Annotated in this window: 12 protein-coding genes and 1 pseudogene; 10 read left to right on the forward strand and 3 right to left on the reverse strand. The window is 41.8% G+C overall.

Translation table 11 applies throughout. The features are described from left to right. Nucleotides 1–121: 121 nt before the first annotated feature. The 3 genes from ACHLI0_RS19310 to ACHLI0_RS19320 are packed head-to-tail and all read left to right on the forward strand — an operon-like array spanning nt 122 to nt 2,744. Entirely contained in the window at nt 122–979 is an 858-nt protein-coding gene (locus tag ACHLI0_RS19310; protein WP_008759864.1) for an enoyl-ACP reductase FabI, read from the forward strand. 6 nt (nt 980–985) lie between these two features. Continuing rightward, nucleotides 986–1,993: a gliding motility protein GldB-related protein gene (locus ACHLI0_RS19315; protein WP_055216780.1), complete on the forward strand. Its 1,008-nt coding sequence runs from the start codon at nt 986–988 to the stop codon at nt 1,991–1,993. Nucleotides 1,994–2,039: 46 nt separating this feature from the next. Further along, on the forward strand, nt 2,040–2,744 hold the full coding sequence (locus ACHLI0_RS19320) for an SAM-dependent methyltransferase (protein ID WP_055216782.1): 705 nt from the start codon (nt 2,040–2,042) through the stop codon (nt 2,742–2,744). Here the strand turns inward: ACHLI0_RS19320 and ACHLI0_RS19325 are convergent. The 3 genes and pseudogenes from ACHLI0_RS19325 to ACHLI0_RS19335 form a co-directional block, all read right to left on the reverse strand. Continuing rightward, nucleotides 2,710–3,832: pseudogene (locus tag ACHLI0_RS19325) on the reverse strand (hypothetical protein). The gene ACHLI0_RS19320 and the pseudogene ACHLI0_RS19325 sit on opposite strands and share 35 nt — an antisense overlap. A gap of 57 nt (nt 3,833–3,889) precedes the next feature. Beyond that, nucleotides 3,890–4,738, reverse strand: a complete 849-nt coding sequence (gene lipA / locus ACHLI0_RS19330; RefSeq protein WP_008764405.1) for a lipoyl synthase — start codon at nt 4,736–4,738, stop codon at nt 3,890–3,892. After that, complete coding sequence (locus ACHLI0_RS19335; protein WP_272184240.1) at nt 4,738–6,948, reverse strand: S9 family peptidase; 2,211 nt, start codon at nt 6,946–6,948, stop codon at nt 4,738–4,740. Before ACHLI0_RS19335 ends, lipA begins: the two co-directional genes overlap by 1 nt. Before the next feature lie 269 nt (nt 6,949–7,217). Here ACHLI0_RS19335 and ACHLI0_RS19340 point away from each other — a divergent pair, with 269 nt between their 5' ends. The 7 genes from ACHLI0_RS19340 to ACHLI0_RS19370 all read left to right on the forward strand — a co-directional run bounded on the left by ACHLI0_RS19340 (nt 7,218) and on the right by ACHLI0_RS19370 (nt 16,009). Further along, nucleotides 7,218–8,165, forward strand: coding sequence for an SPFH domain-containing protein (locus ACHLI0_RS19340; RefSeq protein WP_008764407.1), 948 nt, complete (start codon nt 7,218–7,220; stop codon nt 8,163–8,165). Nucleotides 8,166–8,192: 27 nt separating this feature from the next. Next, on the forward strand, nt 8,193–8,405 hold the full coding sequence (locus ACHLI0_RS19345; RefSeq protein WP_151209250.1) for a type II toxin-antitoxin system antitoxin: 213 nt from the start codon (nt 8,193–8,195) through the stop codon (nt 8,403–8,405). 78 nt (nt 8,406–8,483) lie between these two features. Beyond that, nucleotides 8,484–8,786, forward strand: a complete 303-nt coding sequence (locus ACHLI0_RS19350) for a hypothetical protein (protein WP_008764409.1) — start codon at nt 8,484–8,486, stop codon at nt 8,784–8,786. 700 nt (nt 8,787–9,486) lie between these two features. Beyond that, nucleotides 9,487–9,852: a BlaI/MecI/CopY family transcriptional regulator gene (locus ACHLI0_RS19355; protein ID WP_008759873.1), complete on the forward strand. Its 366-nt coding sequence runs from the start codon at nt 9,487–9,489 to the stop codon at nt 9,850–9,852. A 34-nt stretch (nt 9,853–9,886) separates the two neighbouring features. Beyond that, nucleotides 9,887–11,506 (forward strand): M56 family metallopeptidase, encoded by a 1,620-nt coding sequence (locus tag ACHLI0_RS19360; RefSeq protein WP_490749868.1) that lies wholly within the window; start codon nt 9,887–9,889, stop codon nt 11,504–11,506. A gap of 17 nt (nt 11,507–11,523) precedes the next feature. Beyond that, a complete protein-coding gene (locus tag ACHLI0_RS19365) occupies nt 11,524–13,656 on the forward strand; it encodes a M56 family metallopeptidase (protein ID WP_490749869.1) in 2,133 nt (710 codons plus the stop codon). 100 nt (nt 13,657–13,756) lie between these two features. Then, nucleotides 13,757–16,009 carry a M56 family metallopeptidase gene (locus ACHLI0_RS19370; protein WP_490749870.1) on the forward strand — a complete coding sequence of 751 codons (2,253 nt, stop codon included), beginning with the start codon at nt 13,757–13,759 and terminating at the stop codon, nt 16,007–16,009. Nucleotides 16,010–16,034: the final 25 nt, after the last annotated feature.

Consider the following 16,034-nt stretch of genomic DNA (forward strand, 5'->3'; position numbering starts at 1 on the left):
GGATGTGGAGTTATTGATAGAATACGTGTATTTTTTGTCATTTATGTCTAATATTTGCACACTTCTCGTGTTTTTATGCAGAAAGATACTATCTTTGCACAAAATTTAACTATTAAAAGATATGAGTAACAACTTGTTGAAAGGAAAAAGAGGAATAATCTTCGGTGCCCTGAACGACCAGTCTATCGCCTGGAAAGTAGCAGAGCGTGCCGTAGAAGAAGGTGCAACTATTACATTATCAAATACTCCGATGGCTATCCGTATGGGTGAAGTCAATGCATTAGCTGAAAAACTAAACTGTCAGGTAGTGCCGGCAGATGCCACTAGTGTGGAAGATCTGACGAATGTATTCAAGACATCTATGGATATACTGGGCGGACAAATTGACTTTGTATTGCACTCTATCGGTATGTCTCCTAACGTGCGCAAGAAACGTACTTATGATGACCTTGACTATGGAATGTTGGACAAGACATTGGATATTTCGGCTGTATCGTTCCATAAAATGATCCAGTCTGCCAAGAAACTGAACGCTATTGCAGAATATGGTTCTATCGTAGCTTTGAGTTATGTCGCTGCCCAGCGTACTTTCTACGGCTACAATGATATGGCGGATGCTAAAGCCCTGCTGGAATCTATCGCACGCAGCTTCGGTTATATCTACGGACGCGAACATAGCGTACGTGTGAATACGATTTCGCAGTCTCCTACATTCACAACTGCCGGTTCGGGTGTGAAAGGTATGGATAAGCTGTATGATTTCGCTAACCGTATGTCTCCGCTCGGAAATGCAACGGCTGACGAATGTGCTGATTATTGTATCGTGATGTTCTCCGACCTCACCCGTAAGGTGACCATGCAGAACTTGTTCCATGACGGTGGTTTCTCCAGCGTAGGTATGAGTCTTCGTGCAATGGCTACTTACGAAAAAGGACTGGATGAGTACATGGACGAAAATGGTAATATCATTTACGGATAAAAGGTAATGAAACTACGGATCTCTCTTCTTACTATATTAATAGGTATGCTTTTCGCCTCCTGCGGCTTAAGCACAGGAACAGTTGCGGAGCAGAAGGAAGAAGGGATTTCTGTTCTGAGATACGATAAGCTGTTGAGCGAATATGTTCGCTCCAACAGCTTTTCCGCTATGCAGAAACTGACAATGGACTATCGCCAGCCGACAAAGATTCTGATAGAAGATGTACTGTCTATCGGTACGGTGAAGGACGATACCATTTCTCAACGTTTGCAAAAATTCTACTCGGATACCACCTTGCTTCGCTTGCTGAGCGATGTCGAAGCTAAATATCCCAATCTTGACGAAGTAGAAAAAGGGCTCACCAAAGGATTCCGGAAGCTGAAGAAGGAAGTCCCCGATACGAAAATACCATTTATTTATTCGCAGATATCCGCATTCAATGAATCGATCATTCTGGTAGATACATTGCTGGGAATCAGCCTCGATAAGTATATGGGAGAAGACTATCCTCTCTACAAACGTTTCTACTATGACTATCAATGTACCTCGATGCGTCCGGAACGGATTGTGCCGGATTGTTTCGCATTCTATCTTCTCAGCCGTTACGGACTGGACTATCATGAAGGTACTTGTCTGGTCGATCTGATGATGCATTCCGGCAAAATCAATTATGTGGTGCAGCATCTGCTTGGTTATGACGATATTGGCCAGGCAATGGGATACTCCGATCAGGAGAACGAATGGTGCAGGAAGAATGAGAAGGATATCTGGGAGTATATCTGTGCAAACGATCATCTGCACGCACGTGACCCAATGGTGATCCGCTACTATATGAAACCGGCGCCGACTGTTGATATGCTGGGAGGACAAGCCCCTGCATTGATCGGTTCGTGGGTGGGAGCACGGATTATCGCATCCTACATGAAAAAGCATAAAGATCTTAAAATAAAGGATCTGTTAGAGCTTACCGATTATCAGAGTATGTTCGAAGAGTCCGGCTACCTGAAACTCTAGCCCATACCTATTACTTATTACCTATTATTATCACCTATTACCTAAAGTGGAAACTGCTCTTTACCTGTTGCCCGTTACATTGGGCGATACACCTCTTGAACAGGTGTTACCTTCTTATAATACGGAGATCATTCGTGGTATCCGGCATTTTATTGTCGAAGATGTTCGTTCTGCCCGTCGCTTTCTGAAGAAGGTTGACCGGGAAATAGATATTGATTCACTGACTTTTTATCCTTTGAATAAGCATACTTCTCCTGAAGATATATCCGGTTATCTGAAACCTTTGGCGGGTGGAGCCTCAATGGGGGTGATTTCGGAGGCGGGCTGTCCTGCCGTTGCCGATCCGGGAGCAGATGTGGTTGCCATTGCCCAACGCCAGAAGCTGAAAGTGGTTCCTTTGGTAGGGCCTTCCTCTATTATTCTTTCTGTGATGGCTTCGGGATTCAATGGACAGAGTTTTGCCTTTCATGGCTATCTGCCGATAGAACCGGGAGAACGGGCTAAGAAGCTGAAAACACTGGAGCAGCGTGTCTATGCTGAAAGTCAGACACAACTATTCATCGAAACTCCTTACCGGAATCATAAGATGATAGAAGATATCTTGCAGAATTGCCGCCCGCAGACAAAACTATGTATTGCTGCCAATATAACTTGCGAAGGCGAGTTTATACAAACCCGCACGGTGAAAGACTGGAAAGGGCATATTCCCGAATTGTCTAAGATTCCCTGTATTTTTCTCTTATACAAATAACATCTTTCAGGTGTTCGTATTCATCTTCGAAGCAACTGCTGAAAAAGCCTTTGCCCATATTTTCTTCTATCTGTTTGAAACTCCATAGCTTGCTGTTCTTGAAACGGGGAGTGCAAAGGATAGAATCATCTTTGATATCGACGATGAAAAGATAGATGAGCCGGTTGGTTGTTTCATTCTCGAAGTGATAGACAATGTTAAACTCCGGCTTGAAGTCTTCCGTTGCGTGTGGAAGCGCATTGTTCACCAGGCGGTTTACTCCTTCGGTGAGGGACTCACCATAACGGAGATAGCATTCCATCGGTATGTCAGTTTTCCCTTTATCAAGGATGGCATTCATCGGTCTGTCACAAAGAAACAGCATCCCGTGAGTAGATACGGCTATTCTTATGACCGGATTGATATAGGCATTCTTATAGTTGAGTGCTTCTATGGCAAGACTTCTTCCGATGACATCTCCTTTCGTATTGACTATGGGCACGTATTCCGTGTGCGACATCAGATGGTTGAAATACCGGATAGCAATCTGATTGAACAGGATACTCATCACAAATACGACAGGGGGAAATACCTTATAAAGTATCACCATGCTTGTCTGGCTTAAAGGGTCCTGACAGGCAACGACAATACTGATAAATAATAAAATGCAGGATACCGAAGATCAATGCAAAACGGGCCGAAACAACTGCCGCCTCTGCTCCTTGCGCATACAAGCGCTTATTGCAGGAGCCTATCTGTCTCAGAAAGTGGTTGATAAATCTCTTTTTATGCATATAGAGTATCAGCATCGGAATGAGGATACTGACTTCCAGGGTAAGAGGCAGAGCACCTGGCGGAACATAGTCACCGGGAATCAAGGCTGCAAGTGACAGCAGTGCCAGCATTCCGGTGGCAATATAAAGAATAAAATTAGGAATTAGCGCTCCTTTACGGTGTAGTAATAGGTATATCCCTACGATACCTATACCAGTACCGATGTAAATAGCCGTGTCTTGCGTTATAAATTCACACAATAAAATGGAAATAATAACGGGGATAAAACCCAATGACATGTTAAACGCGGAAGAAAGTGTTCCTTTATGATCCATCTTTATGTTTATTTGCCGGTTTTACCTATAAAACAAATAGTGAATGTGTTTTGTTTTCTATCGAATGTGTTTCTCTGCATGATAAGACGAACGAACGAGAGGAGCACTCTCTACAATGCTGAATCCTTTCTCCAAACCGATGGTTTTGTAAGTGGCGAATTGCTGTGGCGTCACATACTCGGCAACCGGATAATGACGGTGCGTAGGCTGCAAATATTGTCCTATCGTAAGAATCTGGCAGCCGACTGCCAGCAGGTCGTCCATAATGGTTTCCACTTCCTGTGGAGTTTCTCCCAACCCCACCATAATACCGCTTTTTGATTTTGTTCCGCTTCGGGCGATGTGACCGATCACTTGCAGGCTGGTATCATAGTTGGCCGCACTGCGAACCAGGGGACTGATGCGTCTTACCGTCTCCATATTATGGGAAATAATATCGGGATTGGCTTCTATCACTAGGTCTACCAGTTCCATTCTACCCTGAAAATCGGGTATCAGTACTTCGATTGTGGTCTGCGGATTCAGTCGTTTGATCTCACGAATGGTATGTGCCCAATGTCCGGCTCCCAGATCGGGAAGGTCGTCACGGTCTACCGAAGTAACTACCGCATGATCTAGTTTCATAAGAGCGATAGACTCCGCTACGTGTGTCGGTTCGTTGGCATCCAGTGGATGCGGGCGTCCGGTTTGTGTGTTGCAGAATTTGCAGCTGCGGGTGCAGATGTCACCGCCGATCATAAATGTGGCAGTTCCTTTTCCCCAGCATTCTCCCATGTTGGGACAACGCCCACTGCTGCATATCGTATGCAGGCAGTGGGAGTCGACAATTCTTTTAGTTTCGGTGTAACGGTCGTTGGCACCGATATTTATTTTCAGCCATTCAGGCTTGCGCACTCTGTCAGCCATTACAAATTGTTCAGGAAGAAGTTGGTCAATCGTGTATATAGATGCTGACGGGTGTTGCCGCCGTATATGCCATGATTACGATTGGTATATACTTGCATATCAAATTGTTTGCCCAACTGCACCAGATGTTCGGCGTATTCAGCACAGTTCTGGAAGTGAACATTATCGTCTGCCATACCGTGTACCAGCAACAGATTGCCGTGCAGCTTGTCGGCCCGTGTGAAAGCGGATGATTCTTTGTATCCTTCTGCGTTTTCTTTCGGGGTGCGCATGAAACGTTCTGTATATATGGTGTCGTAGAAACGCCAGTCGGTAGGTGCGGCAACAGCTACACCGGCTTTGAATACCGGAGTTCCTTCGCTCATACTCATCAATGTCATGTATCCGCCATAGCTCCATCCCCAGATACCGATACGGTCTTTATCCACATACGGCTGTTTGCCTAAATAGAGAGCTGTTTCGACCTGGTCTTTGGCTTCTTTCACGCCGATTTTGAGATAAGTGCATTTCTCGAACGCTTCTCCGCGGCCTCCTGTGCCACGACCGTCTACACATACAACGATATAGCCGAGGCTGGCCATGTAAGTCTCCCAGCTGATTCCCCAAGTATCCAGAACTTGTTGTGACCCCGGACCGCTATACTGGTACATCAGCACCGGATATTTCTTAGATGCGGAGAAGTTGACAGGCTTCATCATCCATCCATTCAAAGTTACCCCGTCCGTAGTCTGGAAGGTAAAGAACTCTTTTTGCGGGATGGCATAGCCGGCTAACGTTTGTTTCAACTGGTCGTTGGTGATAAGCGTTTTTAAGGTTTTGCCTGTGTTGTCGTTCAGCGTAACCAGCATAGGAGTATCCAGATTCGAGAATTTGTTTATGTAATACTTCATCGATTTGCTGAATAACGGCGTATTGGTTCCTTCACGTTGAGACAACTTTGTCTTTTTACCTTTCTTATCGATCTTGTAAACTGCTTTACGCAAGGGGCTTTCCTCATTGCTGGTATAATAGAAAGAGCCGTCTGTTGCGTCATAACCCAGAAAATCCTTCACTTCATATTTGCCATTGGTTACTTTCTTGATAAGGTTTCCCCCCATGCTGTACCAGTAAAGATGGCTGAAACCGTCACGTTCGCTAAGCAAACTGAAAGTTTCCGGATAGAACTTGATATTATCGAACACGTTCTCCTTAATATAATAAGGTGACTCATCACGCAACACTAACTTGCAGAGCGTTGAGCGCGGATCGGCAAAATAAAGGTCGAAACGATCCTGATGGCGGTTCAATGTCATAACGGCAAGTTTGCTGGCATCTTTCGTGAAGCGGATGCGGGGGATATATCCGTCTGCATCTATCGGAAGCTTCATGGTGCGGGTCACGTGCGATTTGATGTCGTACGTACGTACTTCTACTTTCGAGTTCGGGTATCCGGCTTTCGGATACTTGTAGGTATATTCGCCCGGATAGTCTTTCAAAGGAGTAATCTGCGGCGCTTCTCCCGCAAACATCGGAAAAGAATAGGAAGGAACTTCCGACTCGTCGAAGCGGATGAAAGCAATCATGGTATTATCGGCACTGAACTCCAGAGCACGGTTAAAACCGAACTCTTCTTCATATACCCAGTCGGGGATACCGTTGAGAACCATATTTTGCTTGCCATCTTCGGTCACCTGACTTTCGCTGTTACCGTAGAGCAACTTTACGAGAAATATATTATTGTCACGCACGAAAGCGATCATCGTTCCGTCGGGAGAAAAGACGGGGACCTGTTGAGGTCCGCCGTCGGACAGCCGTTCAATAATGTTGTTTGTCGTAACTCCCTTATCATTTCGTTTCAAAGGGTATATATAATGTACAGCTGTGTATGAATGCCGGTATATCGGGGTCGTTTTGGTAGCGATCAGCAATTTGTCACCATCGGGTGAGAACTGATAGCTGTCGAAATTCTTGAAGTCACATTCACGTGCCTGGTTCACGTCAAAGATCACCTCTACCTTTTCTCCTGTGCGGAATGAGTATTTGATGATTTGCGTACCATCGGCGTTCATTTGTGTGTAGTGCTCTCCATCTGGTGTGGGGATGACTCCCTGAATATTTTCCGGGCGGAAGCGTCCGGAGGTAATATCTTTTAAATCAAGTGCCTTTTGTCCTTGTGCCATTCCGGCGAGGCAGAGAAGGCAGAGGAGCAGGGCTAAACTTACTTTTCTCATTTTATAAATCGTTTTATATTTTACTTGTTTAAGGGGGTTAAGTTCATACCCTGCAAAAATAACAATAAACTTAAATACCTCAAAGTACATCCTGTTTTTGTTTGAATTAAACCCTAATTTTCTTACGCCTTTTAATTTTGTTTAGTATCGGATGACTGCTGTTTAGTTAAAAATGATGTATTGCGAAGAAAAAAGAGTCTTTCCCCTTGCATTATCAGAATGGAAAGTGATATATTTGTGATATCAAAATAATATCAAAATTTAGTCCTATGAATGCAAAAGAATTTCAGTACAATGACGTGGTTATTAATGGGTTTGTAGCCTTGTTTGTTAATTTGGCTATACTGCCTCTTCTGATTGTGATGAGCTTTATCCTTTTTAAAGGAAGTATTGTTTTGTTCCTGCTGCTGATCCTCTTTCTTGCGGCAGCTATTCTGATGATTCCCGGATATTTTTCTCAGGAACCGAACGAAGCCCGGGCTATGGTATTCTTCGGAAAGTACAAGGGTACCTTTACCGAAACCGGTTTCTTTTGGGTGAATCCTTTTATGAATAAGAAAAAGCTCTCTTTGCGTGCCCGTAATTTGGATATAGAACCTATCAAGGTGAATGATAAGATTGGTAACCCCATTCTGATAGGACTGGTGCTTGTCTGGAAACTGAAGGATACGTATAAGGCCATGTTCGAAATCGATGCACAGACGATGGCGGATAATAAAGGAACCGGACAGATGAGCGTAACCGTTGCCGGACGAATGAATGCTTTTGAAGATTTTGTGCGTGTGCAGAGTGACGCTGCTCTCCGTCAGGTGGCAGGATTGTATGCTTACGATGATAACGAAGCGAATTCGGATGAATTGACATTGCGGAGCGGTGGTGATGAAATCAATGATCAGTTGGAACACCAGCTTAACGAACGTCTGGCGATGGCCGGAATGGAAATAGTGGAAGCCCGTATCAACTATCTGGCTTATGCTCCGGAGATTGCGGCCGTCATGTTGCGTCGTCAGCAGGCTTCGGCCATTATTAGTGCCCGTGAAAAGATTGTGGAGGGTGCCGTATCAATGGTACGTATGGCTTTGCATAAACTTTCTGAAGAAGAAATTGTTGAATTGGACGAGGACAAGAAGGCGGCGATGGTCAGCAATCTGCTTGTAGTTCTTTGTGCGGATGAGGCTGCACAGCCGGTAGTCAATACAGGTACGTTGAATCATTAATAAATAAAAATAGAAGGTAAGAAGGTCGTGGCTAAAAAAGAATCTTCAATAAAGAGTTTTGTTTTGCGTGTAGATGCCGAGACAATGGATGCCATCGAAAAATGGGCAGCCGATGAGTTTCGCAGTACCAACGGACAACTTCAGTGGATTATTGCCGAAGCGCTGAGAAAGAGCGGTCGGCTGAAAAAGAAATCCGCTAAGGCAGGGAATGCTCCGTCCGAATCTTCCGATCAGACATAACCTTTTTTAGATAGAATTGATAAGGATTATTGGAAGATATTCGATATCTTTGTGAAAAGTACTTTAAATATTACCGCTATGAATTCGAAGAGAAAAGATTTGCAGTATGCTTCTGTCTTCCTGTTGGCCGTAGCATTGACATTCCTGATGGGAAAAGGTGATAACCTGTGGTTGATATCATGGGGTGACTTGATACCGAGTCTGTTTGTGCTGTTCATTGCGGGTGATTGTCTGCACAGTTCCCTGCTCCGTATTAAACGTGGCGAGGAAGCAGGAGGTTCCCGTTGGAGTACCTGCTTTGCTTTTCTGATATTCAGCATTGTTTTCATGGGCGATTTATTCTTCATCGGCCATTTTATCATTGATAAATTACTGGGATAATAAGGGAGATGTAGCCTTACTTTTCAGATAAACAACCCTATATTCTTGTGTTATCTATCGGATAAGGTCGTGTGATATAAGTTCAATTGTTATCGTGCCACTCGGGTGAACAGGTCGTTTCACCCGGGTGGCACGATCTGTTCACTAGAGTGCACAGGCCTGTGCACTCTAGTGGAACGATGAAGATGTCGGTAAGAAAACAGAGGTATGTAAGGGAGATAAGATAAGGATGTAGGTAAGAGATGCTAAGAATATAGGTAGTATCATCTGTAAAGGACAGCCGGATGAAGGTAAGGTAACGGTATACTGTCCGAAAAATCATGAGAGATAAGTTGAAATAGAATGAGAGATAGGTTGAAGTGGGGTGAGAGATAGGTTGATTTTATGTGATTTGGCTGAAAAAAGAATGAGAGATACCGATGATGAAAGTATCTCTCATTTTGTATCTTGTTAGTTCTCTGATATTTATAAGAAAAGAATGAGAGTATGAGAGATAAAAACATAATTCTTTTCTGAGAGGATGGGGGAATGGATGGATAAATAATGATGGAATCTGAGTTGAATGCCAATATATAAATAGGTATACTTTACCGCAATTGTTAGAAAAGAAGATAAACTAAAGCATTTAGTTTACTTTAACTATGAAAATTAGTTTATGAACTAAAACTTCTCGTTATTTGCAGCAAACAATGTTGTACATATGAAAGGATTAACAGTAAAAGAAGAGGAATTGATGGGGTATTTCTGGGAGAAAGGCCCTTTGTTTGTGAAAGAAATGTTGGCTTTCTATGAGGAACCAAAGCCTCATTTCAATACGTTATCTACGATTGTTCGCGGGCTTGAAGATAAGGGATTTCTGGCTCATCATACTTTTGGGAATACTTATCAGTACTATCCCGTTGTCAGTGAAGAAGATTTTCGTAAAGGGACATTGCGGAATGTAATCAGCAAGTATTTCAATAATTCATATTTGAGCGCTGTTTCGTCTCTGGTCAAAGAGGAGGATATTTCTTTGGATGACTTGAAAAGGCTTATAAACGAGGTGGAACAAGCTCATCAGAAATAATAAAGAATAACACGATCTAATACAAAACAATACTATGCACATTTTCTTCCTCATATATATGTTGAAAACAGCGCTTTGTCTGTCTGTTTTTTATTTATTCTACCGCTTGTGGCTAAGCAAGGAGACATTTCATCGATTCAACCGGATGGTGTTGATCGGACTTATATTGGTTGCATTTGTCATTCCTTCGCTAAAAGTTTCACAGAACTTCCATTTACCACAGATTGAACAAGTGTTTGACCACCTGAATAATCCGGAAGAAGAAATAAAACAGCAACTGAATCCGCAGGAAACGGAACAAGTCACAACAAATACGGTACAGACACAATTGGAAAAAGAAAAGTCTGACTTCACAATTTTGACCCCAGTCAATTTAGAATTGTTGTATTTGGGTGGAGCATTGCTGGTATTGTTGCGTTATATATTTTCTATAGCATGTATATACCGTTTGATTCGTAACAGTGAGAAGAAGTGTTGGAAAGGAAAAATCAGATTGGTGGTCCATCAGCAAAATGTGGCACCGTTTAGTTGGAGACACTATATTGTGCTATCCCGGCGGGACTTGGAGGAGTATGGCGAAGAAATTATAGCTCATGAGTATGCGCATATCCTGCACAAACATTTCCGGGATCTATTATTGGCGGAGATTTGCCTTTTGTTCCAGTGGTTTAATCCTGCAATGTGGCTGTTCAGAAAAGAATTGAAAGCCATACATGAGTTTGAAGCAGATGAATCAGTTCTGAAAACAGAGATTGATGCGAAGAAATATCAGCTTTTATTGATTCAAAAAACAGTTGGAACAAGGTTATATTCTATGGTCAATAGCTTTGATCACAGTTCACTTAAAAAACGTATTACTATGATGTTGAAGAAAAAATCAAATCCTTGGAAGTTATCAAAATACTTGATAGTATTTCCGTTGGCAGCTATTGCAGCTATTCTTTTTGCCCGTCCGAATCTTCTGAATATGAATAATCAGGAGAGAAATGCATTCATACAGGATACACTGGATGTGAGACATTTCGAAGAGATTCTGGTTTCTAAGAGTTATGCAGAATCGGACACTGTACAAATTATAGAAATCGATACTCTAAAAATGCATATCCCTGTAGGATATGCAGGATGGTCAATTTCGGAATCAAGTTCTGATGATAATGTCATCAGTTATCGGAAAGGTGTTTACCAAAAGGAAAATGGAATACTGCGTTTATCTTCGACTACTCCGTGGACAGAAAATGACTTGGCGGATTTTGTTCATCGGGTAAAAAAAGGAATGCTTAAATCATTGAATGAACTCTATGGAGTTAAAAAGCAGCAGAACGCTCATCCTGCACTTGCTCATGAAGTGAAGACCTCTCATACTGTGAAGTGCATTTATTATGTGAAGGATTTCTTTAAGATTTATTGTACGGATGGAGGGGGAACCGGGCATGATGGACAGCTTATTCTTTTGGATGGAAAAGAAATTTCTTACCAGCAGTTGAAGAGCTTATCTCCGGATGATCTCCTGCATGATGTATGGGAAATTTTGCCGGAGTCGACGAATCTGGAATCTAAGTTTGGTAGTAAAGCCAAGAAAGGCATTTGGGTGTTGGCATCTAAAAAGAATCCTTCCTATTTGGAGGAGTTTGAGAAGAAATTGGCAGAGAACTAACTGGAATTAATCTATATATGGGATTCTTTTTCGTCTATATACTAAAATCGGGGGTGTGCCTGTCATTGTTTTATTTGTTTTACAGGCTGCTGTTGAGTAAAGAAACGTTCTACCGTTTTAACCGGATTGCGTTGTTGGGCATTCTCGTGTTTTCTTTGTTGCTTCCGCTGATTGAAGTGACCAAGGCGCCGCAGAATGAAATAAATCAGGCAGTATTGACAATTGAACAACTACTTGTTATGGCAGAGAATCATCAGCAAACCCAGGTGACAGCAGTAGTGGAAGGAGATGATTTGGTAGATACGTGGAGAAGCCCAGTGCATTGGATAGAAATAGTTCTTCTATTTTATATAGCGGGCATATTTTTCCTTGTTTGCCGGAATGTCTATTCTTTATTCCGTCTTGTTCGGTTAATGAATACGGCGCAACGGAGACAGATAGATAAACATACTGTTTTGTTGGTTCATGACCGGAAAGTGGCGCCCTTCAGTTGGATGAAGTTTGTTGTGATTTCACGAACTGATTTGGAGGAGAACGGACGTGAAATACTGATTCACGAATGTGCGCATATCAGAAAGCACCATTCTTGGGACTTGCTTATAGCAGATATCTGTATATTCTTTCAGTGGTTTAATCCTGGAGCGTGGTTATTGAAACAGGAATTGCAGAATATCCATGAATACGAAGCCGACGAAGCGGTCATTAATGGGGGTATAAACGCTAGAGATTATCAGTTATTATTAATAAAAAAAGCCGTTGGCACAAGGCTCTACTCTATGGCCAACAGCTTTAATCACAGTAAACTTAAAAAACGTATCACTATGATGTTAAAAGAAAAATCGAATCCTTGGGCGCGTTTGAAATACTTATATGTACTTCCGTTGGCTGCTATTGCAGTAACCGCTTTTGCCCGTCCCGAAATCTCTGAAAAGGCTGACGAGATTTCTGCCGTCAAAGTTAATGATTTGGCTGCAATTGTAGAAGCAAAAGTGGAAGAAATTACCAAAGATGTGCTGAAAGATTCCCTGAAAGCTAAGCCTTATGTAGTGCCTGAGAAATCAAAAATGTATGGAGGACGTTGGGTTTCTAAGGATTCGTCGACTGTATATTCAGCAGATTCAGTTGTAATATTCAATGATTCCGTTACTTCCAAGCGAAGTTCGGTTGTTTTATACGGTGGCCGTTTTGAACGGATCTCGGAATCAAATAAGCCTCTTATATTGGTAGATGGTAAGGAAGTATCTAAAGATACATTGTATTCGATAATGAATGATGAAGCCAACCCGAATCGAATAAAGACTGTGTCTATATTACGTAGCGATGCGGCCCTTTCTATCTATGGTGAGAAAGGAAAACATGGTGTGTATGATATTGAATTACTGCCGAATGCGGATAACCACTTTCGAATTACTAAAACTCAGGTTAAATTTAAGACTAAAACCGAATCATTTCCTAAACAGAACTCTGTCCTCGGTATTGGCGGACTTCCCATTCGTGGTGTATATGATGGTGAGGAACCATTAGTAGTGATTGATGGTAAAGAAGTTTTGGGTCCTAATGCTTTGTCTAAAGTTTCTCCGGATCGTATAAAAAGTTTTTCTGTTTTGAAATCAGAAGCTGCACTGGAGGCTTATGGGGATAAAGCAAAGAATGGAGTGATTATGGTAGACCTGTTTACTGAGGAAGAATATGAAGCTCGCAAAAAGAACCCGCAGCATCCCTATAACAATGCCTGGGAGATAGCGATGAATCTAAAAAATGATAAAACTGTTCCTACAGGGAAGGTGGTATTCTTTATTGATGAAAAAGAAGCCTCGGAAGAGGATTTGAAAAATATTCCGGCAAACGAAGTGCGTGGGGTATCACGTAATGAGAATAGCGGGAAAGGTGAAACTATGATCCGCGTTAGAACGGAAAGAAATTCGGATAAATGGGTATTAGCTTCGGGTATTGTAATGGATAAGGAAAAAAAGCCTATAGAAGGGATCACTATTACTATGTATGGAACTTCATCGTCTACAAAGACTGATGCAACTGGACACTTTGAGTTGAAAACTCCTAAAGACGCCTCTCTCCAGATTTCTCGGGGTGAGAAGGTTCTTTTCAGGACAAAAGCTGCAAAAGATATAAAAATCGTATTGGATAATTAATTAAGGAATCAATATACTTATAAAACGGCCATTCAGCGTCCTTATTATTTATACTAATCCGGGTTAAAACTATATTTGTCTCCTTTAAATATCAATGATTATGGGAATCTTTCTTATCTATATTTTGAAATCGGCGGTTTGTCTGTCTTTATTTTATCTGTTTTACAGATTGTTGTTAAGTAAGGAAACATTCCATCGGTTCAACAGGATAGCCTTATTGGGGATATTATTTTTATCCCTGCTGATTCCTTTTATAGAGGTGACTACTGCTCATCAGACCGAATTGAGTCAGACCGTGCTGACAGTTGAGCAACTATTGATGATGGCGGAAGCTATGAATCCCGTAGAGGTGACGATTGCACAGCCGGAGGAACTTTCCATTTCCTGGGTACAAGTTCTGTTGCTGTTTTATCTGGTTGGTATTATATTCTTTGCATGCCGTAATCTTTACTCTTTATCCCGTTTACTATTACTGATTAAATCGGGTAAACGGGAAAGGCTTGAAGGAGGAGTCAGACTGATTGTTCTGGAACGGGAGGTCGCTCCTTTCAGTTGGATGAGATATATCGTTATTTCCCGGAAAGATTTGGAAGAGGATGGACGCGAGATTCTGATTCATGAAATGGCACATATTCAGAATCGTCATTCCATCGATTTGTTGGTAGCTGATATCTGTATCTTTTTTCAATGGTTCAACCCCGGTATATGGCTGCTGAAACAGGAATTACAGAATATTCATGAATATGAAGCCGATGAAACAGTTATTAATGAAGGTATCGATGCAAAAGATTATCAGTTATTATTAATAAAAAAAGCCGTTGGCACAAGGCTCTACTCTATGGCCAACAGCTTTAATCACAGTAAACTTAAAAAACGTATCACTATGATGTTAAAAGAAAAATCGAATCCTTGGGCACGTTTGAAGTACTTGTATGTACTTCCGTTGGCAGCTATTGCAGTAACCGCTTTTGCCCGTCCCGAAATCTCCGAAAGAGTTGAGGAGATTTCTGCCGTCAAAGTTAATGATTTGGCTGCAATTTTAGAAGCAAGAAGTGAAGAAAATGTGGTAACGGCATCTGTCGATACTGCTAAGAATAAAGTGGTGGTAGTGGGTGTCGGGACTATGCCGAAAGATTCTTCTAAAGAAAAAACGCCTTTGGTTATTATTAATGGAAAAGAATCGGATCGTGCGGTAGTAGATGCTTTAGACCCTAGTCGTATTGAAAATATCTCTGTATTGAAGAATGAGAATGCCGTAAAAATATATGGGGAGAAAGCTAAAGACGGTGCTATGATCATCCAGCTTAAATCAACGGAAGTACAGATGTTTTCGAATAAAGGCGTAATTGGTGCTAATGTGAAAATGAGACTGGATGCACTGAGCAGTGGAGATAAGAACTGGGGAACTAAATTTTATTCTGCAACCGGAGGGAAACCGTTGGTTTTCGTTGATGGTGAAGAAGCTATTGGAGATGATCCTTTATCCAGTATCTCTCCTGATCGTATAAAGAGCCTGTCTGTAATGAAAGATAAGTCAGCTAAGGAGGTTTATGGAGATAAGGGGAAAAATGGAGTGATTCTTGTTAGTTTGTTGACAGAGGAAGAATATCAGGCTAAGCAAAAACTTCCAAAACCTGCCAAGGTAAGTACTGAGGGTGAATTACCTAAAAAGGCACACTTTTATATGGGTGGACCTCATGATGCTGAATGGCATACTTCACAAGCAAAAAATGCAGCTCTGATTATCATTGATGGTAAAGAGGCTTTAGGTGTTAATCCTTTGAATGATCTGTCCCCTGATCGTATTAAAAACTTCGCTGTGTTGAAAGATAAAGCAGCCACAGACGCTTATGGAGAAAAAGGGAAAAATGGAGTGGTGATGATCACTTTGTTTTCGGATGCGGAATATGAATTTAATAAAACTAACTCGAAGAAGCCTTATGCCGATGCTTTGGAATTAGCGGAAAGTGTAGCAAGAGATGTAGAAGGGGGAATTATCTATTGTATAGATGATGAAGAAGTTAGGAAAACGAAGCTGAAAGGAATGTCTATTAAGGAGATCAAATCTGTTTCGTTAGATAAATTCGGTAAGAAGACAGTTGTCCGTTTGCAAACTGAGAAATATCGTTCTGATTGGATTAATGTAACTGGAGTTGTGTGTGGTGAAGATGGAAAACCAACGGCTGCTATTGTTAATGTAAAAGGTACGGGATATATGGAAAGAACAGATTCTAATGGGCATTTTAGAATAAGAGCTCCTAAAAAAGGTGTACTTTTGATAGGCTATAATGGCAAGCCAACCATTGAGATGAAAGTGAAACCTACACTTGAAGTTGTTTTGAAAGATAAATGAGAACAAACTTTATCCGATTTGTGAA

Source organism: Bacteroides sp. RCH18 (assembly GCF_058231005.1).